The organism is Micromonospora sp. NBC_00421 (genome assembly GCF_036017915.1).
GTDB lineage: Bacteria > Actinomycetota > Actinomycetes > Mycobacteriales > Micromonosporaceae > Micromonospora.
Genome location: NZ_CP107929.1, coordinates 4,850,748 through 4,868,404 on the forward strand (window position 1 = coordinate 4,850,748; position 17,657 = coordinate 4,868,404).

Genomic DNA, 17,657 nt, shown 5'->3' on the forward strand with positions numbered 1-17,657 from the left:
CCGTCGCGAGGAGGAGGCCGCCATGACGAACACCAGGACGCGGATCCCACAGGATCTCGACCGCAACCTCGCCCTCGACCTGGTCCGGGTCACCGAGGCCGCGGCGATGGCCGCCGGCCGGTGGGTCGGCCGGGGCGACAAGGAGGGTGGCGACGGGGCAGCCGTCGACGCCATGCGCAAGTTGATCAACTCGATCCAGATGCGCGGCGTCGTGGTGATCGGCGAGGGCGAGAAGGACAACGCCCCGATGCTGTTCAACGGCGAGGAGGTGGGCGACGGCAGCGGCCCCGAGGTGGACGTGGCGGTGGATCCGGTCGACGGCACCACGCTGATGAGCAAGGGCATGCCCAACGCGCTCGCGGTGCTGGCCGTCTCCGAGCGGGGGGCGATGTTCGACCCGAGCGCCGTCTTCTACATGGAGAAGCTGGCCGTCGGTCCGGCGTACGCCGACGTGGTGGACATCGAGGCCGGGCCGGCGGAGAACATCCGGCGGATCGCCAAGGTCAAGGGCACCGACGTCGCCGAGGTCACCGTCTGCGTGCTGGACCGTTCCCGGCACGAGGATCTGGTGGACGAGATCCGCCGTACCGGGGCGGGCATCCGGTTCATCTCCGACGGCGACATCGCCGGCTCGATCGCCGCCGCCCGGGGTGAGTCGGGCGTCGACGTGCTGATGGGCATCGGCGGCACCCCGGAGGGGATCATCTCCGCGTGTGCGCTCAAGTGCATGGGCGGGGCGATGCAGGCCAAGCTCTGGCCGCGTGACCCGCAGGAGCGGGAGAAGGCGCTCGCCGCCGGGCACGACCTGGACCGGGTGCTCGGCACCGACGACCTGGTCACCGGGGACAACTGCTTCTTCGTGGCGACCGGGGTCACCTCCGGTGACCTGCTGCGCGGGGTGCGTTACCAGGACGGCGGGGCGTACACCCAGTCGATCGTGATGCGGTCCAAGAGCGGCACCATCCGGGTGATCGACTCGTACCACCGGTTGGAGAAGCTGGCCCTCTACTCGGCGGTGGACTTCGACGGCAGGCCCCTGGCAGAGCAGGAGTGACCGCTACCGGCACGGCGACCCCACCCGTCCTGTCCACCTCCCGCCGGATCGCCGGGATCGGCCTGGCGACCGCCGCCGGCGTCGGGGTCGCCGTCCAGTCCCGGATCAACGGCGAGCTGGGCGTACGCCTGGCCGACGGGATCGCCGCGGCGGTGGTCTCCTTCGGCCTCGGGCTGCTGGTGCTGCTGGTGCTGGTCCCCGCCCTGCCCGCCGGGCGACGTGGGCTCGCCGAGCTGCGCGGGTCGTTGCGCTCCGGCGCGCTGCGCCCCTGGCAGTTGCTGGGCGGGGTGTGCGGGGCGTTGCTGGTCGCCACCCAGGGGCTCACCATCGGGGTGCTCGGCGTGGCGGTCTTCACCGTGGCGGTGGTGGCCGGGCAGTCGGCCAGCAGCCTGGCCGTGGACCGGGCCGGTATCGGACCGGGCGGGCGCCAGCCGGTGACCGTGGCCCGGTTGGCCGGCGCGGTACTGACCGTGCTTGCCGTGTTGTTGGCGGTCGGTGACCGGCTCGGCGACCCGGGCACGCTGGCGCTGGCCCTGCTGCCGTTGCTCGCCGGGTTGGGCCTGGCCTGGCAGCAGGCGGTCAACGGCCTGGTCCGGGCGGCGTCGGGCAGCGCGCTCACCGCCACCCTGGTCAACTTCGCCGTCGGTACGGCGGCCCTGCTTGTCGCCTTCGGTGTGGAGGTGGCGGTCCGGGGCGGCCCCGGTGGCACCCTGCCGACCGAGCCGTGGCTCTATCTGGGTGGCCCGATCGGCATCGTGTTCATCACTGTCGCGGCGGCGATCGTCCGCTTCACCGGGGTGCTGCTGCTGGGGCTCGCCACCATCGCCGGTCAGGTCGTCGGGGCCGTCGCGCTGGACGTGGTGCTGCCCACGGCGGCGTCGCACCCTGGGCCGGCCACCCTGGCGGGTGCGCTGCTCACCCTGGTCGCGGTGCTGGTCGCGGCGCTCGGCCCGGCACCCCGGCGCTGACCCGCGACCCGCACCGAGGGTCAGCGGGCCGCACCGGCACCCGACGCGACCGGCGTGCCGGTCGACGCGGTGAGCGTGCGGACGGTCGTGGCCAGCGCCTCGTCCAGCGGGGTCGCTGTGATGCCCAGGGTCGCGGTGGCCGCCGTCGAGTCCATCACGAAGGGCCTGGCGAACTGGTGCGCGGTCTCCCGCAGCTCACGGGCGAACGGGTCGGTCAGACCCCCGAGCCAGAGCAACGGGTAGGGCACCCGGGTCAGCCTCGGCGTGGGGGCGTCGGCCAGCTCCGCCGCCCGGCCGGCCAGCTCGCGGGCGCTGACCGCCGGGGTGCTGGGCACGTGCCAGGCCCGTCCCCAGGCCCGCTCGTCGGTCGCGGCGGCGACCAGGGTGCGCACCACGTCCCCGATGTACGTCCAGGTGTGCGGGGCGTCCCAGTTCACCGGCAGGAAGACCCGTTGCCCGGCGAGCACCTTCGGCAGCATCAGCATCGGCAGGGAGCTGCCATCGGCACCGAGGTAGTCCGAGCCGCGCACCTCGGTGATCCGGGCCCGGCCGGCGCGGTGGGCGGCGAGCGCGTCGGCCCACATCCGGTTGCGGACCCGCCCCTTGGTGCCGGTGGCGGCGAGCGGGGTGTCCTCGGTCATCGGCGCGTCGACCGGGCCGTACCCGTAGAGGCAGGCGACGGTGGCGAGCACCGCGCCGGTGCGCTCGGCGGTGGTGAGCAGCGCGGCGGCCAGCGGCGGCCAGTCGGTGGCCCACCGGTGGTAGGCCGGGTTGGCGCAGTTGTAGAGGGCGACCGCTCCCCGGGTGAGGGCGGTCAGCCGGTCGGTGTCGGCGGCGTCGGCGGCGATCCGCTCGATCGCCGGGTGGGCGGGGCCGGTGCCCCGTCGGGTGACCAGGCGGACCTGTTCGCCCTGCTCGGCGAGGTGGTGGGCGGTGGCGGTGCCGACCGGACCGGCACCGATGATCACGTGCAGCGACATGGGAACACCTTTCGGAGCGGGGGACTGAATCGAGAGCACTGCTCTCGTTCAGCTGCGTCCAGCATGGCCCACTGCCACCTCATCGTCAAGAGCAGTGCTCTCTCTTTTGATTGCCGCTCTGAACCGTGGCAGAGTGAGGTCATGCCGGCTTCCTCGATCCGCGCCCGGGTCCGTGCCGAGATGATCGACGAGATCAAGGCGGTGGCCCGTCGCCACCTCGCCACCGACGGTGCCGACCTCTCGCTGCGGGCGGTCGCCCGGGACATGGGCATGGTCTCCTCCGCGATCTACCGCTACTTCCCGAGCCGCGACGACCTGCTCACCGCGCTGATCATCGAGGCGTACCACGCGCTCGGCGACGCGGTGGAGGCCGCCGACGCCGCCGCCGACCAGGCCGACCTGCGCGGACGCTGGCACGCCGCCTGCCGCGCCGCCCGCGCCTGGTCGCTGGCGCACCCCGCCGAGTACGCCCTGCTCTACGGCAGCCCGGTCCCCGGGTACGCCGCTCCGGTCGACACCGTGCTGCCCGCCCAGCGTCCACCGCTGACCCTGATCGGCATCCTCCGCGACGGGATGGCCGACGGCCGGCTCACCCCGCCCGACGACGAGCTGCCCGAGCCGGTCCGCGCCGACCTGGCCGAGGTCGCCACCGGTCTCTTCCCCGGTCTGCCCGCATCCCTGCTGGCCCGGGGCATGGCCGGCTGGACGCAGCTCTTCGGGCTGATCAGCTTCGACCTCTTCGGTCGGCTGGATCCGGCCCTCCCGCACCGGGACGCCTATTTCGACCACCAGACCGGCCTGATGGCCGACCTGATCGGCCTGCCCTGACCCGGGCCGGTGCCAGGCGGCCGGTGCCAGGCGGCCGGTGCCAGGCGGCCGGTGCCAGGCGGCCGGTGCCAGGCGGCCGGTGCCAGGCGGCCGGTGCCACGCGTTTCGCCGGGCCGGGCCGACCCGGCGCCCCCGGCGGATCGGCCGGCACCGGGTTGCCACCGGCGTGGACGCCGGTCAGCCGGCGTCGGAGGAGTGGCCGGGGAAGAGGTGGGCCGCCGGGTCGATGGCCACTGCGGCGTTGTTGACGGCGGTGGCGGCCTCACCGAAACCGGTGGCGATCAGCCGTACCTTGCCCGGGTACTCGGTGATGTCGCCGGCGGCGAAGACCCGGGGGAGGTTGGTCGCCATCGCGCTGTCCACCACGATGTGCCGCCGGTCCAGGCGTAACCCCCACTCGGCCAGCGGGCCCAGGTCGGCGGTGAAGCCGAGGGCCGCGACGACCGTGTCGACCGGCAGGGTCTCCGTCGCGTCACCCCGTACGGTGATCTCGGCGGCGGTCACCGTGTCGTCGCCGTGCAGCCGGGTCACCTCGGCGTTGACCACGACCCGCACCGGTAGCGACAGCACCCGGGCCACCGTCCCGGCGTGCGCCCGGAACCGTTCGCGACGGTGCACCAGGGTCACCGAGCGGGCCAGCGGTTGCAGGGTCGCCGCCCAGTCGAACGCGGAGTCGCCACCGCCCACGATCAGCACGTCCCGGTCGGCCAACCCGGCCGGCTCCGGTACGAAGTAGACGATCCCGCCGCCGAGGAAGTTGTCCGCGACCGGCAGCGGGCGCGGGGTGAAGCTGCCCAGCCCGCTGGTGACCACCACCGCGCCGCAGCGCAGCTCCTCACCGCCGGCGAGGCCGAGCACCGGCCGGCCGTCGATGTGGGCGAGCTTCTCGGCCCGGGTGCCGAGCAGGTATTCCGGGTGGTAGGGCGCGGCCTGGGCGACCAGGTTGGCCACCAGGTCACGCCCCTTGATCGCGGGGAAGCCGGCGACGTCGAGGATCAGCTTCTCCGGATACATGGCGGTGATCTGCCCGCCCGGCTCGGGCAACGCGTCCACCACCGCCACCGACAGGCCCCGGAAACCCGCGTAGTACGCGGCGAACAGCCCCGCCGGGCCGGCTCCGATCACGGCGACATCGACCTCGCGCATGGGCGTACCGTCGCTTTCCGCTGGCGATCAACGCGTGCTGATGCCGACGTTAGGCGTGCCGACCCGATCGGGCAAGCATGTCCGGGCGCTGCCGTGTGCCGGGCGGGTCGCCGGCGCTCAGGAGGTCAACGTGGACTCCACCCGGTACTCCCCGTACGGGTCGTACGGGCGACGACGCCGGAACAGGATCGCCGCGACCACCCCGCCGAGCAGCCCGAACAGGTGACCCTGCCAGGAGATCCGCTCGTCGGTGGGAAGGATGCCGAGCAGTTGCCAGCCGTAGAGCAGGCCGACCAGCAGCACCACCGCGAAGTTCCACCAGCTGCGTTCGACGATGCCCCGGGTGAGCAGCAGGCCGAGGTAGCCGAAGATCACCCCGCTGGCCCCGACGACCACCGAGTCGGGCGAGCCGGTGAACCAGACGCCGAGCCCGCTGACCAGGATGATGACCAGGGTGGACCAGAGGAACCGGCGGACGCCGGCGGCCAGCACGAAGGTGCCGAGCAGGATCAGCGGGATGCTGTTGCTGTAGAGGTGGTCGAAGCCGTGGTGCAGGAACGGCGAGAAGAACACCCCGTCGAGCCCCTGGATGCGGTGCGGGATGATGCCGGCGGCCACGTCGAGCCCGAAGCCGAGCCCCTGGTCGAGAGCCTCGATGAGGAAGAGGAACGGCACCACCGCGCACATGGCGACGAAGGCCCGGCCGAGGGACGCGTAGAACGCCTCGGTGCCGAACCGGTCGGGGTCGCCGCCCGTCGGGTGCAGGGTCACCCCACCATGGCTATCAGCATTCCGCGGCAACCGCCACCTCGGTCCCGCGCCACCGGGGGTACGACGACGGCGGGGCGGATGGTCGCCCACCCGCCCCGCCGTCGTGGTCGTCGATCAGTACCAGCCGGAACTCTGGCTCTTGGCCCAGGCGCCGCACGGGTTGTCGTACCGGCCCTCGATGTAGCCGAGGCCCCACTTGATCTGGGTGGCCGGGTTGGTCTTCCAGTCGCTGGCGACCGAGCTCATCTTGGTGCCCGGCACCGCCTGCGGGATGCCGTACGCCCCGGAGGAGGAGTTGCTGGCCTTGGGGTTCCAGCCGCTCTCCTTGGTCCAGAGCTTGTCCAGGCAGGGCATCTGGTCGATCTTGAAGCCCTCCTGCAACAGCATCGCGCAGCCGGTCTTGCGGTGACCGCTGTACGAGCTGCACGAGGCGGGGATCGGGCCGGCGAACGACTTGATCTTCGAGTCCGCCTCCTTCTCCTTGGCCTTGGCCTCCGCCTCGCGCTCCTTCTTGCGCGACGCCGCGGCGGCCTCGGCGGCCTTGGCCCGCTGGGCGGCCTCCTTCGCCGCCGCTGCGGCCCGCAGCCTCGCCTGGTATTCGGCGGCCCGCTGCTTCGCGGACTCCCGCCGGTGGTCGGCCTGCCGGTCACGCTGGTAGTCGTACTCGGCCTGGTCGACCTGGAGGCCGACCTGCGCGGTCAGGCCCTGTTGCTGGGTTTCCCGGTCTTCGCCCAGATAGAAACCGCCGGCAACGCCCACGGAGAGCAGTGCGACAGCGGCCGTACGGGCGCCGAACCGGCTCCACAGCCGACTCACGAAGTCGTCCCTTCGTCGGGGGCAAGGACGCGGCGCGGACCGGCCCGTTGACGGGCGCGGTCGTGCCACGAGCGCCCCGACCTCGGCCGGTCGCCACCGACGTTCCGGCAGAGCGGCGGCGGCCCGTCCGAAGATGGGACGAACGTTCACCAATGACCCCACCGGGACGTGGGCGCTCGTGGGACACCATCGCGCACAGTGAGGCCGATGGGAAACCCGGTACGCAAATTGTGACCTGCGCCACAAAGTGAATGCGGACGATGCGGGGTGGAGTTCACCCCTGGACAGGTCAGCCCGGAATGTCCTCCAACAGATCCGTCACCATCGCCGCGATCGGGGAGCGTTCGGACCTGTTCAACGTGACGTGCGCGAAGAGCGGGTGGCCCTTCAACGCCTCGATCACCGCCGTCACCCCGTCGTGCCGGCCCACCCGCAGGTTGTCCCGCTGGGCGACGTCGTGGGTGAGCACCACCCGCGAGCCCTGCCCGATCCGGGACAGCACGGTGAGCAGCACGCCGCGCTCCAACGACTGCGCCTCGTCGACGATGACGAAGGCGTCGTGCAGGCTCCGCCCCCGGATGTGGGTCAGCGGGAGGACCTCCAGGATGCCCCGCGAGGTGACCTCCTCCAGCACGTTCTCGTGCACCACCGCGCCGAGGGTGTCGAAGACGGCCTGCGCCCAGGGCGACATCTTCTCCGACTCCGAACCGGGCAGGTAGCCCAACTCCTGGCCGCCGACGGCGTAGAGCGGCCGGAACACCACCACCTTCTTGTGCCGGCGGCGCTCCATCACCGCCTCCAGCCCGGCGCAGAGCGCCAGCGCGGACTTCCCGGTGCCGGCCCGGCCGCCCAGCGACACGATCCCGATCGACTCGTCCAGCAGCAGATCCAGCGCGATCCGCTGCTCGGCCGACCGGCCGTGCACGCCGAACGCCTCCCGGTCGCCCCGGACCAGCCGGACCGTCTTGTCGGGCAGCACCCGGCCCAGCGCCGAGCCCCGGGTGGAGTGCAGCACCAGTCCGGTGTGACAGGACAGTCCGGCGGCGGCGTCCAGGTCGAGGCAGTCACCGGCGTAGAGCCGGCCGATCTCCTCCTCGCCCAGCTCCAGCTCGGCCATCCCCGTCCAGGTCGGATCGCTTGCCTGACCGTGCCGGTACTCGTCGGCCCGCAGACCGACCGAGGCGGCCTTGACCCGCAGCGGCATGTCCTTGCTGACCAGGGTCACCTCCCGCCCCTCGGCGGCCAGGTTCAGCGCCACCGACAGGATCCGGGCGTCGTTGGACTCGTTGCGGAAACCCGGGGGCAGGACGCCGTCGTCCGAGTGGTTCAGCTCCACCTTGAGCGTGCCGCCGGACTCGTTGGCGGGCACCGGATGGTCCAGCCGACCGTGCCGGACCCGAAGCTCGTCGAGCATGCGTAGGGACTGGCGGGCGAACCAGCCCAGCTCCGGGTGGTGCCGCTTGCCCTCCAGCTCCGAGATGACCACGAGGGGCAGGACCACCTCGTGCTCCGCGAAGCGGTGGAAGGCCGCCGGGTCGGAGAGGAGCACCGACGTGTCCAGGACGAATACCTGGCCTGCTGGTCCGGGCTCCTCGGGGCCGGGCGGAGCGGCGGCCGTCGTACGGCGGCTCCGGGTGGATCGGCGGGTCGTGGCAGTCGCGGCCGGGATCTGGTCGACACCGGCGGGCGTACGGCGAGTCGTCACAGGCCTGCTCCGACGGACGGGCATCCGCCGTCCGCGTTCCGCCTCCTCCGGTGCCCGGGGACACGGGGTCGGATGCGGAACCCCGTGCGCGAGGTCGCAGATCCGGGCTGGCCGGCTGACCCGGGAGAACCCCGGGTCATGCCTAGACGCTAGCGGCGCCGGGCCGCCGCGGCTAGAGGGCGGACCAGGATCTCCCCGGCCGGGTGGTCACCGACGGCGGACCGGCCGGGATGCGGCCCCCTGCGCGCATCCCGGCCGGTGGGACCGCGTCACCGTCTCCGACGCGGTCTGCGTCGGTACCCGTCCGCCGCGGACGTCGTACCGACGCGTGCCGGCTCCTGCGGTTCAGCCCGGCCGGCGGACCAGGGTGCCGGTCGGATGCCGACCGGTGACCGGGCCCGGTGGGGCCACCACCGGGCGCTGCGGAGCCGCGACCGGGCCCGGCGCAGCGGCGAACGAGGAGCCGGTGTACGTGGTGCCCTGGCGGACCGCCGGGGCGGGCAGCCCTGAGGTCGGGTGCGGTACGGCCGGGGGAAGCGCGGCGGGGGGCGGCACCGCCGGGGCGGCCAGGGCCGAGGCGAGCACCGCCTGGGCCTCACGTCGACGCCGGTTCCAGGCGCCGCGGTCCCCGTCGAAGTAGCCCTGCCGGTAGCCGAAGCGGTACCCGATCCGGTAGCTGAGCTGACCGTGCAGGCGACCGGCCGCATAGCTGGTGGCGCCCAGGACGAGCACGAGGAACAACGCGAGGAAGGGGCTCATCGGGCGGCTCCGGCGGGCCGCGTCGGCCGGGTCACCTGTCCTCCGGCTCGACCGGGCTCGGATCGACGACCAGCAACCGTTCCAGGTCCTCGGTGCTGACCTCCTCGACCAGCTCGACGCTGATCCGGCAGCCGTCCAGCACCACCTCGGCCATCGAGGAACGGCGGATCTCGCCACCCGCGTCGTAGACCCGGACGCTCATCTCCGGGCAACCGAGGTGGGCCCGCCAGGCGTCCCACTCGTCCCGGTCGCCGACGCTCAGTGACAGGTAGCGGCAGCCCCGGGCGAGGTAGAGCCGCCAGGGTGCGCTCAGTCCCGCGGCGACCCCCTCCGCGATCAGGCCGAAGGCCTGGGACCGGGTCGCGAGTTCGGTCACCGCACACCCCTCGTACCGGGGGCGTTACGCATACGCGCAAAGATCGTCTCAAGCACGAGACACACCGTAGATTGTCCCATGAGCGTGACAGTATCAGCTTTTCGTCCGGTTTCCCCCGACCTGAGATACGGCTATTATGCCCAGGTAATGACCTATGCGCGGGCCGCCGACGACCGGCAGACCGCGCCATGAGGGCGTCTCATATGCGTGACAAAGATCCGCCCCGGACAGGCCGGACGGGCGCTCCGGTCGTACCGTCACGGGGTGACCGAGACCGCCCCCGCCCGGAAGATCGCATTCGCCACCTTCATTCGCCGGGCACTCGACGACGCCCGGGCGATGCGGGCCTGGACCGGCACCGAGGTCTCCCGCCGCACCGGTGTCTCCCGACAGACGATCAACCGGTGGGTTCGCGGCGACTGGGCCAGCGACCCGGAGGCGGAACGGGTGGTGGCCTTCTGCGAGGGACTGGGCCTGAACCCCGCCGCAGCCTTCGCCGCTCTCGGCTGGGACCGGGCCGCCGCCCCCCGGGGCACCGCCAACACTCCCCCGATGGACCCGGACGTGGAGGCACTGCTGCGCCGGCTGGTCGATCCGGCGGTGTCGGACGCGGAGAAGTTCCACATCCGGGAAACCATCCGTTACCTCGCATACCGCCCCACTCTCCCGGTGGATGTCCGAAATGGCGGCGAGCAGGCCGGGTAGTTCCTCAGATAGCGAAAGAACGCCTGAGTAGACCTGATCGTTTCCCTCCCGGGGCCGCAACGGGCACGCTAGCGTCCGTATTCGTACTGCTTGGGCTCGTCGTCGGCGGGGGGACGGGCAAGGCCGAACTCAGCCCTGCGGGACAGAAGGAGGGGTCTGTCCATGACCCTGAAATGGGGGGCGGTCCTGGTCGCGGCAGTGTCCCTGACCGCCTGCGTGACCGCGAACCTGATGGCCGCCGTGGGGGCAGGCGAACAGATTCCCCTGGTCGTCAACCTCTTCGCTCTCACCACCGCCGGCACCGCCGTCGTCCTGGCCGTGGTCGCCGAACTGCACGCCCGGCTCGACGACCGGGTCAGCGCACTCACCGAGTTCCTGGTGGCGCGGCTCAACGAGATCGAGCACCGCACCGGCGACCGGAACACCGGCTTCGTCGAGGGTTACCTGCTCAACCAGGGTCGGCAGGCCACCGTGGTGCCGTTGGGACGGCGCGGACGGGGTGCCGCCGAGCGGTGAGGACATTCACCGACGGCGTATCCCGACGGTGTCAAGAAGCCATTCCGAAGCCACGAATCAGCCACCAACCCCGGGGTACGCTGTCGCCCGTGCCGCCGTTGAATCTGGGTAACCAGCAGCCGCAGACCCCGCTGGATGCTGAGCACGCCTGGCGTACCACCGCCGAGCGGGCCGCCGACACCGTCCTCTTCTTCGACTTCGACGGCACCCTCGCGCCGGTCGACGACGATCCCACCGCGGTACGCCCTGCACCGAAGGTGCTCGCCGCGCTGGAAGCCCTCGCCCCGGTGGTGCAGCGGGTGGCGATCGTCTCCGCCCGACCCGTCGACTTCCTCCGTGACCACCTCGGCGGCCTCACCGGAATCGACCTCTACGGCCTCTACGGCCTGGAGCACAGCCACTCCGGCGGCGAGACCGTCACCGAACCCGCCGCGCTGCCCTGGGTGCCCACCATGGCCGAACTCGCCGACCTGGCCCGCGCCGAGCTGCCCGCCGGGGCGCTCGTGGAGTTCAAGCGGCTGAGCGTGGCACTGCACTGGCGTACCGCGCAGCAGCTCGGCCCGGCGGTCGAACAGTGGGGGCGGGCGCAGGCCGAGCGGCTCGGGCTCAGGGTGCAGGCCGGCCGGATGGTGCTGGAGCTCAAACCCCCCGTCGACCGGGACAAGGGGCTGGTCATCGGCGAGGTGGTCCGGGACGCCGGCGGCGCCTGGTACTTCGGCGACGACGTCTCCGACATCAAGGCGTTCGCGGCGCTGCGCGCCAGGTCCGCCGCCGACCCGAGGTTCCTCGGCGTCTGCGTGGCGGTGGCCAACCCGGAGACCGGTCATGAGGTCGCCGAGGCCGCCGACCTCACCATCGACTCACCCGCCGCGCTTGGTGACTTCCTGACCCACGCCCTGCGCCACCTCACCTGAACGCGACCCCACCTGGCCGCGACCCCACCTGGCCCCGTCTGACCGGCGGAGGCCGCGTCTGACCGGCGGAGCTGTGGTCAGGTGCCGTAGCGGCGTTGGCGGGTGCCGTAGGAGCGCAGGGCGCGCAGGAAGTCGACCCGGCGGAAGTCGGGCCAGTTGAGTTCGCAGAAGTAGAACTCCGAGTGCGCCGACTGCCAGAGCATGAAGCCCGACAGCCGCTGCTCGCCGCTGGTCCGGATGATCAGATCCGGATCGGGCAGGCCCCGGGTGTAGAGGTGCTCGGAGATGTGGTCGACGTCCAGCGACTCGGCCAGCTCCTCGATGGTCCCGCCCTTGGCGGCGTGCTCCACCAGCAGTGACCGGACCGCGTCGGCGATCTCGCGCCGTCCGCCGTACCCGACGGCGATGTTGACCTGCGCGCCGCCGGTGCGTTCCCGGGTGCGTTCCTCGGCGGCCTTGAGCGCCTGGGCGTGCTGCGTCGGCAGCACATCGAGCGCGCCGACCATCCGCAGCCGCCAGGGGTTGCCCTGCTCGGCCAGCTCGGTGGTCAGGTCCTCGATGATCTGGAGCAGCGGATCCAGCTCCTCCGCCGGCCGGGACAGGTTGTCGGTGGAGAGCAGCCAGAGCGTGACGTGGCCGACGCCGGCCGTGTCGCACCAGCGCAGCAACTCCTTGATCCGCTCGGCGCCCATCCGGTGCCCGTCGTTCGGGTCGACGAAGCCCATCTCCCGTGCCCACCGGCGATTGCCGTCGCACATCACGCCGACGTGCCGGGGCACCGGTCGACCCGCGAGCCTGGCCGTCAACCGGCGCTCGTAGACGGAGTAGAGAAGTTTCCGCAGAGTCATCACCCTTGAGCCTAGCGACCCACCCCCACCCTCAGTGCCTCGGACGCCGCACCTGCACCGTGATCAAGAGAAATACGTCATCCACCGGCCGTCCGATGACCGAAACCTCTTGATCACCGGGGTCCGTCCTCTCCGGTGCGGGTGGCTCGGTGGAGGGCGTAGAGGGTCAGGGAGGCGGCTGCCAGGAGGGGGGCGCCGTCGCGGATCAGGCCGTCCAGGCCCAGCAGCCACCAGCAGAGGGGAAGGTTGACCGCGAGGACGCCCAGGGTGATCGCCACCAGCAGGCGGCGGGCCCACGGTCGGCCACGCATCAGGAACGCCGTGCAGAACAGCACCAGGTAGCTGACCACGATGCCGGCACCGAACCAGAGCAGCACCACAGGTACGGCGGCGAGTCGGCCGTCCAGCACCGCGCCGCCGGCCACCAGGGCGGGCACCAGCGTCAACGGGCTGTACGTGAAGGCGGCCACCCGGCTGGTGAGCAGCCAGCCGGTGACCTGGGGGCGTTTCGGGGCGACCTCCCGCCAGGTGATCGTCCCGCCCTCGACCACCAGACCCTTGCGGTGCCGTACCAGGTGCCCGGCGACCGCGTCCGAGCGGTAGAGCAGCACGACCACGGCGACGCAGAGCGCGGTGAGGACGGCGAAACCGAGCAGGCCGGGCAGCGGTGGGACGCCCTGCCGGGGCACCACCAACCGGCCGACCGCGAAGACGGTGGTCACGGCGAGGATCAGCCCGAACGGCTTCGCCCCGGCCCGCCCCCGGTTCACGTGCCCGATCAACACCAGGAAACCCAGCGAGCGCAGCATCGCCCAGCCGGTGCGTACCGCCAGGCCGAACTCCTGCTCCGGGGCGTACCACCAGTTGAGCAGCTCGACCACGACGGTGGCGGCGGCGGTCGACGCGAGCAGGGTGGTCAGCGCCCGGACGGCGGACGGCCGCCGGACCTGCGGGGTGGTCACGGCGGCCGTCCTCATGACTTCCGGTGTTGCCCGGCACGGGTCACCGGCACACCTGTTACTTCTGCGGCTGTTCCGCGTCGAGCCGGGCCCGCAGCGCGTCCAGCTCCGACCAGAGGACGGCGGGGAGCTTGTCACCGAACTTCTCGAACCACTCGGTGACCAACGGCAGCTCGTCGCGCCACTCCTCCGGGTCGACCTTCAGCGCGATCCGGACGTCCTCCGGGGTCATGTCCAGTCCCTCGACGTCCAGCGCGTCGGCGGTCGGGACCATGCCGACCGGGGTCTCCACCGCGTCGGCGGTGCCCTCGATCCGCTCGACGACCCACTTGAGCACCCGTGAGTTCTCGCCGAAGCCCGGCCAGAGGAAGTTGCCCTCGGCATCCTTGCGGAACCAGTTCACGTAGTAGATCCGGGGCAGCTTGGCGGCGTCCCCGTCGACGCCCTTGCCCATCTCGATCCAGTGGTTGAAGTAGTCACCGGCGTGGTAGCCGATGAACGGCAGCATGGCCATCGGGTCGCGCCGCACCACACCTACCGCGCCGGACGCGGCGGCGGTGGTCTCCGAGGAGAGCGTCGCCCCCAGGTACACCCCGTGCACCCAGTCCCGGGCCTCGGTGACCAGCGGGATGGTGTCCCGGCGACGACCGCCGAACAGGATCGCGTCGATCGGCACCCCGTTGGGGTCGAAGTACTCGTCGGACAGGATCGGGCACTGGGTGATCGGGGTGCAGAACCGGCTGTTCGCGTGGGAGGAGAGCTGCTCGCTCTGAGGCGTCCAGTCGTTGCCCTTCCAGTCGACCAGGTGGGCCGGCGGCTCCCCCATCCCCTCCCACCAGATGTCCCCGTCGTCGGTGAGGGCGACGTTGGTGAAGATCGAGTTGCCCCGGTCCAGCGTCCGCATCGCGTTGGCGTTGGTCTTCCAGTCGGTGCCCGGGGCGACCCCGAACAGGCCGTACTCCGGGTTGACCGCGTAGAGGCGGCCGTCGGAGCCGAACCGCATCCAGGCGATGTCGTCGCCGATGGTCTCGACCTTCCAGCCGGGGATGGTCGGCTCCAGCATGGCCAGGTTGGTCTTGCCGCAGGCGGAGGGGAACGCGCCCGCCACGTGGTAGACCTTCCCCTGCGGCGAGGTGATCTTCAGGATCAGCATGTGCTCGGCGAGCCAACCCTCGTCCCGCCCCATCACGCTGGCGATCCGCAGCGAGTAGCACTTCTTGCCGAGCAGCGAGTTGCCGCCGTAACCGGAGCCGTAGGACCAGATCTCCCGGGTCTCCGGGAAGTGCGAGATGTACTTCGTCTCGTTGCACGGCCAGGCCACGTCGGACTGGCCGGGGGCGAGCGGGGCGCCGATGGAGTGCAGCGCGTGCACGAAGTCGGCGTCGTCACCCATCGCGTCGAGCACGCTGGCGCCCATCCGGGTCATGATCCGCATCGAGGCGACCACGTACGGGCTGTCGGTGATCTCGACGCCGAACATCGGGTTCTCGGCCTCGACCGGCCCCATGCAGAAGGGGATGACGTACATCGTCCGGCCGCGCATCGCGCCCCGGTAGAGGTCGGTCATCGTCCGCTTCATCTCGGCCGGCGCCATCCAGTTGTTGGTGGGGCCGGCGTCCGCCTCGTCCACCGAACAGATGAACGTGCGCTCCTCGACCCGGGCGACGTCCGTGGGGTCGGTGCGGGAGTAGAACGAGTTCGGCTTCTTCTCCGGGTTCAGCCGGACCAGGGTGCCGTTGTCGACGAGTTCGTCGGTGAGACGCCGCCACTCCTCGTCGGACCCGTCCACCCAGACAACCCGGTCCGGCGTGGTCAGTTCCGCGATCTGCCGGACCCAGGCGAGCAGCTTGGGGTGGGTCGTGGGGGCCTGATCGATCCCCCGCACAGTAGCCGGAGCAACCATGACTCATCTCCTTGTGGTCGACGCTGACCGATTTATGGGATGCACGAGTCTCGGCGGACGCGGGCCGCGTCGCCTTCGTGGAAACCTGGGATTGGCCTCAGCGTAAACCGGGCGGACCTGCGCGTCAGTGGGACTGGTTGTGAACAACTGCACAAGGTGCGGCCCGGCTGCGGTAACACGAGCTGATACCCGCTTTCACGCGCACTTTCACGCAGATCCTTCGACGAACTGTCGGCGACTGCGGGAACGGCCGACGGGAAACGGCGGAACCGGGCGGTCGGGCGGACCGGTCCGCGGCGCGGCGACAGGTCGCCGGTGGTGCCCCGTCCGGACAGCCGGGAACCGGTACGCTCGCGGGGTGGCCGCGACGATGACCGGGGACCAACCGGGCACCCCGCAGACCCGCCCGGGTCTGGTCCGTTCGTTGCTCGACCGGTTCGGTCATCTCATCCGTGAGTTGAGCAAGTTCGCCACGGTCGGCGGGGTGGCCTTCCTGGTCGACTTCACGCTGTTCAACTACCTGACGCTTGGCCGGGGCTTCGAGCCGGTGACCGCCAGGGTCGTCTCCACGGTGATCGCGGCGACCGTGGCCTTCGTCGGCAACCGGTTCTGGACCTGGCGGCACCGGGTCCGCTCCAACCCGGCCCGTGAGTACGCGCTCTTCTTCTTCTTCAACGCGGTCGGCCTGGGGATCGCGGTGGCCTGCCTGGCGGGCAGCCGCTACGGGTTGGGCAGCATCTGGCCCGGTGTCTTCCGCACCCCGTTGGCCGACAACATCGCCAGCTACGTGGTGGGCACCGCGCTCGGCACGCTGTTCCGGTTCTGGTCGTACCGACGGTTCGTCTTCGTGGAAGCGGGAACTCCCCCGGTTCCGGAGGCGACCAGCGACCCGTCGTCGTCCGGGGCGTGACCGGCCGCCCACCCCGTCCAGCCGGAGAATCCGGCATCGTCCACTGCCCTAAGGTGTTGCGCATGCGTCTTGTCCGTCTGCTGCCCGAGCGCTGGCAGAAGTTCATCCGCGAGGCGCTCAAATTCGGCATCGTCGGGGGCGTCAACACCGTCATCAATTACGCGGTGTTCAATGCCCTCGCACTCACGGTTTTCGTCGACGGTCAACTGAAGGCGACGGTCATCGCCACCATCGTGGCGACCATCACGTCATATCTGATGAATCGTCACTGGACGTACCGGGATCGACCCAAATCGGCACTCCGGCGGGAATACGCCCTCTTTTTCCTGTTCAACGGTGCCGGCCTGATCATCGAGCTGGGGGTCCTCGCGGCGGCCAAGTACGGCCTGGGGTTCAACAGCCTGCTCGCGCTCAACGTGGCGAAGACAGGCGGTGTGCTGCTCGCCACCCTGTTCCGCTTCTGGTCCTACCGGACCTTCGTCTTCCAGCCGGTCGCCCAGCACGCCGAGGAGACCTGGCACTCCATCAAGCGGGACGAGTGGGACACCATGGCCGAAATGGACCCGGTCGCCGAGCTGGCCGAGTCGGTAAGCGAACTGGAGGAGGCCCAGGACCAGCCGGACCAGCGGCCCGCCCCGGCCACCGAACCGACGCCCAGGCCCGCTCCGGCCACCGAACCGACGCCCAGGCCCGCCCCGGCCACCGAGCCGGTGTTCCCACCGGGTCCGACCACCGAGCCGGTGTTCAAGCAGGCCCAGGGCGGAAGCGCCGGTCTCGGCCGGGCGGCCGGCGGCGGCGACCTGAACGCGGAGCTGGCCACCGAACTGCGCGTCGGCACCAACCGCGCGCCGCGCTCCTGACCGAACCCGATCGACCACGGCCCCGGGGGAACCCCCCGGGGCCGGCGCGCAGGCCCGAAGAGTGTCAGCCGGTGGTGTCGCGCAGCGGCTTGCCGTCGCGCATGTCGGCCAGGATCTCGCGCATCTCGCCGTCGCCAAGCGTGTGCTTGTCGTGCTGCGCCTCCACCAGCTCGTAGAGGGTGGTCTGGACCCGGTCGACCCGGGGCACGTCGACGAGCACCGACTGGCCGCGTTCCCCGGCCGACTCGATGGTCAGGGTGCCGCAGCCGAGCAGCCGCTCGACGAAGCGCTGGCTCATCGAGTGGTCGTTGATCCGGGCCAGCGGCAGGTCCCGCCGGTGCCGGGAGAAGACGCCCTCCTGGAGCAGCACCCGCTCGTTGGTGAACAGGTAGTGGGTGGTGCGCCAGACCAGGAACGGCCACAGACCCAGCCAGAGCGCCGCGATCAGGAACAACCCGGCGACGACGTAGAGCGCGATCGTGCCACCGTCACCGTCGGGCAGCAGGAGCCAGCCCGCCACCACCGCCGCGACGCCGACGACCAGCACCAGGATGGGCCGCAGCAGCGCCTTCCAGTGCGGGTGCAGGTGCAGGACGACGTGCTCGTCCTCGGTGAGCACATCTTCGGGGAACGCCACGG

General features: G+C 71.4%; 19 protein-coding genes. 8 read left to right on the forward strand and 11 right to left on the reverse strand.

Annotated features, from left to right (window positions below; all coding sequences use genetic code 11):
- The first annotated feature begins 22 nt into the window (after positions 1-22).
- Complete coding sequence (gene glpX / locus OHQ87_RS20325) at positions 23-1,054, forward strand: class II fructose-bisphosphatase (RefSeq protein ID WP_328340114.1); 1,032 nt, start codon at positions 23-25, stop codon at positions 1,052-1,054.
- Complete coding sequence (locus OHQ87_RS20330; RefSeq protein WP_328340116.1) at positions 1,051-2,022, forward strand: DMT family transporter; 972 nt, start codon at positions 1,051-1,053, stop codon at positions 2,020-2,022. The genes glpX and OHQ87_RS20330 overlap by 4 nt, the downstream gene beginning before the upstream one ends.
- Before the next feature lie 20 nt (positions 2,023-2,042).
- Here OHQ87_RS20330 and OHQ87_RS20335 read toward each other — a convergent pair whose 3' ends face one another.
- Positions 2,043-3,002, reverse strand: a complete 960-nt coding sequence (locus tag OHQ87_RS20335; RefSeq protein WP_328340118.1) for an NAD-dependent epimerase/dehydratase family protein — start codon at positions 3,000-3,002, stop codon at positions 2,043-2,045.
- A gap of 141 nt (positions 3,003-3,143) precedes the next feature.
- On the opposite strand from OHQ87_RS20335, the gene OHQ87_RS20340 reads away from it, so the two are divergent.
- Positions 3,144-3,830: a TetR/AcrR family transcriptional regulator gene (locus OHQ87_RS20340; protein WP_328340120.1), complete on the forward strand. Its 687-nt coding sequence runs from the start codon at positions 3,144-3,146 to the stop codon at positions 3,828-3,830.
- A 177-nt stretch (positions 3,831-4,007) separates the two neighbouring features.
- Here the strand turns inward: OHQ87_RS20340 and OHQ87_RS20345 are convergent, their stop codons facing one another.
- From OHQ87_RS20345 to OHQ87_RS20370, 6 genes are all read right to left on the reverse strand, one after another.
- A complete protein-coding gene (locus OHQ87_RS20345) occupies positions 4,008-4,976 on the reverse strand; it encodes an NAD(P)/FAD-dependent oxidoreductase (protein ID WP_328340122.1) in 969 nt (322 codons plus the stop codon).
- A gap of 117 nt (positions 4,977-5,093) precedes the next feature.
- On the reverse strand, positions 5,094-5,747 hold the full coding sequence (locus OHQ87_RS20350; RefSeq protein ID WP_328340124.1) for a rhomboid family intramembrane serine protease: 654 nt from the start codon (positions 5,745-5,747) through the stop codon (positions 5,094-5,096).
- Between the two features lie 114 nt (positions 5,748-5,861).
- Complete coding sequence (locus OHQ87_RS20355; protein WP_328340126.1) at positions 5,862-6,563, reverse strand: transglycosylase SLT domain-containing protein; 702 nt, start codon at positions 6,561-6,563, stop codon at positions 5,862-5,864.
- Between the two features lie 289 nt (positions 6,564-6,852).
- On the reverse strand, positions 6,853-8,268 hold the full coding sequence (locus tag OHQ87_RS20360) for a PhoH family protein (protein ID WP_328340128.1): 1,416 nt from the start codon (positions 8,266-8,268) through the stop codon (positions 6,853-6,855).
- Positions 8,269-8,613: 345 nt separating this feature from the next.
- Complete coding sequence (locus tag OHQ87_RS20365; RefSeq protein ID WP_328340130.1) at positions 8,614-9,027, reverse strand: hypothetical protein; 414 nt, start codon at positions 9,025-9,027, stop codon at positions 8,614-8,616.
- Between the two features lie 31 nt (positions 9,028-9,058).
- The gene (locus OHQ87_RS20370) at positions 9,059-9,403 is read right to left on the reverse strand and encodes a hypothetical protein (protein WP_328340132.1); all 345 of its coding nucleotides are present in this window, start codon (positions 9,401-9,403) and stop codon (positions 9,059-9,061) included.
- A gap of 264 nt (positions 9,404-9,667) precedes the next feature.
- On the opposite strand from OHQ87_RS20370, the gene OHQ87_RS20375 reads away from it, so the two are divergent.
- The 3 genes from OHQ87_RS20375 (at position 9,668) to otsB (ending at position 11,538) form a co-directional block, all read left to right on the forward strand.
- Positions 9,668-10,108: an XRE family transcriptional regulator gene (locus OHQ87_RS20375; RefSeq protein WP_328340134.1), complete on the forward strand. Its 441-nt coding sequence runs from the start codon at positions 9,668-9,670 to the stop codon at positions 10,106-10,108.
- A gap of 162 nt (positions 10,109-10,270) precedes the next feature.
- Entirely contained in the window at positions 10,271-10,624 is a 354-nt protein-coding gene (locus tag OHQ87_RS20380; RefSeq protein ID WP_328340136.1) for a hypothetical protein, read from the forward strand.
- An 89-nt stretch (positions 10,625-10,713) separates the two neighbouring features.
- The gene (gene otsB / locus OHQ87_RS20385; protein WP_328340137.1) at positions 10,714-11,538 is read left to right on the forward strand and encodes a trehalose-phosphatase; all 825 of its coding nucleotides are present in this window, start codon (positions 10,714-10,716) and stop codon (positions 11,536-11,538) included.
- Between the two features lie 77 nt (positions 11,539-11,615).
- Here the strand turns inward: otsB and OHQ87_RS20390 are convergent, their stop codons facing one another.
- The 3 genes from OHQ87_RS20390 to OHQ87_RS20400 form a co-directional block, all read right to left on the reverse strand.
- Positions 11,616-12,386, reverse strand: coding sequence for an isoprenyl transferase (locus OHQ87_RS20390; RefSeq protein WP_328340138.1), 771 nt, complete (start codon positions 12,384-12,386; stop codon positions 11,616-11,618).
- A 113-nt stretch (positions 12,387-12,499) separates the two neighbouring features.
- A complete protein-coding gene (locus OHQ87_RS20395) occupies positions 12,500-13,363 on the reverse strand; it encodes a hypothetical protein (protein ID WP_328340140.1) in 864 nt (287 codons plus the stop codon).
- Between the two features lie 40 nt (positions 13,364-13,403).
- Entirely contained in the window at positions 13,404-15,248 is a 1,845-nt protein-coding gene (locus OHQ87_RS20400) for a phosphoenolpyruvate carboxykinase (GTP) (protein WP_328340142.1), read from the reverse strand.
- A 139-nt stretch (positions 15,249-15,387) separates the two neighbouring features.
- On the opposite strand from OHQ87_RS20400, the gene OHQ87_RS20405 reads away from it, so the two are divergent.
- Positions 15,388-16,158 (forward strand): GtrA family protein, encoded by a 771-nt coding sequence (locus OHQ87_RS20405; protein WP_442930575.1) that lies wholly within the window; start codon positions 15,388-15,390, stop codon positions 16,156-16,158.
- A gap of 62 nt (positions 16,159-16,220) precedes the next feature.
- Positions 16,221-17,018 carry a GtrA family protein gene (locus tag OHQ87_RS20410; RefSeq protein ID WP_328340144.1) on the forward strand — a complete coding sequence of 266 codons (798 nt, stop codon included), beginning with the start codon at positions 16,221-16,223 and terminating at the stop codon, positions 17,016-17,018.
- Between the two features lie 64 nt (positions 17,019-17,082).
- Here the strand turns inward: OHQ87_RS20410 and OHQ87_RS20415 are convergent, their stop codons facing one another.
- Entirely contained in the window at positions 17,083-17,655 is a 573-nt protein-coding gene (locus OHQ87_RS20415) for a PH domain-containing protein (protein ID WP_328340146.1), read from the reverse strand.
- Positions 17,656-17,657: the final 2 nt, after the last annotated feature.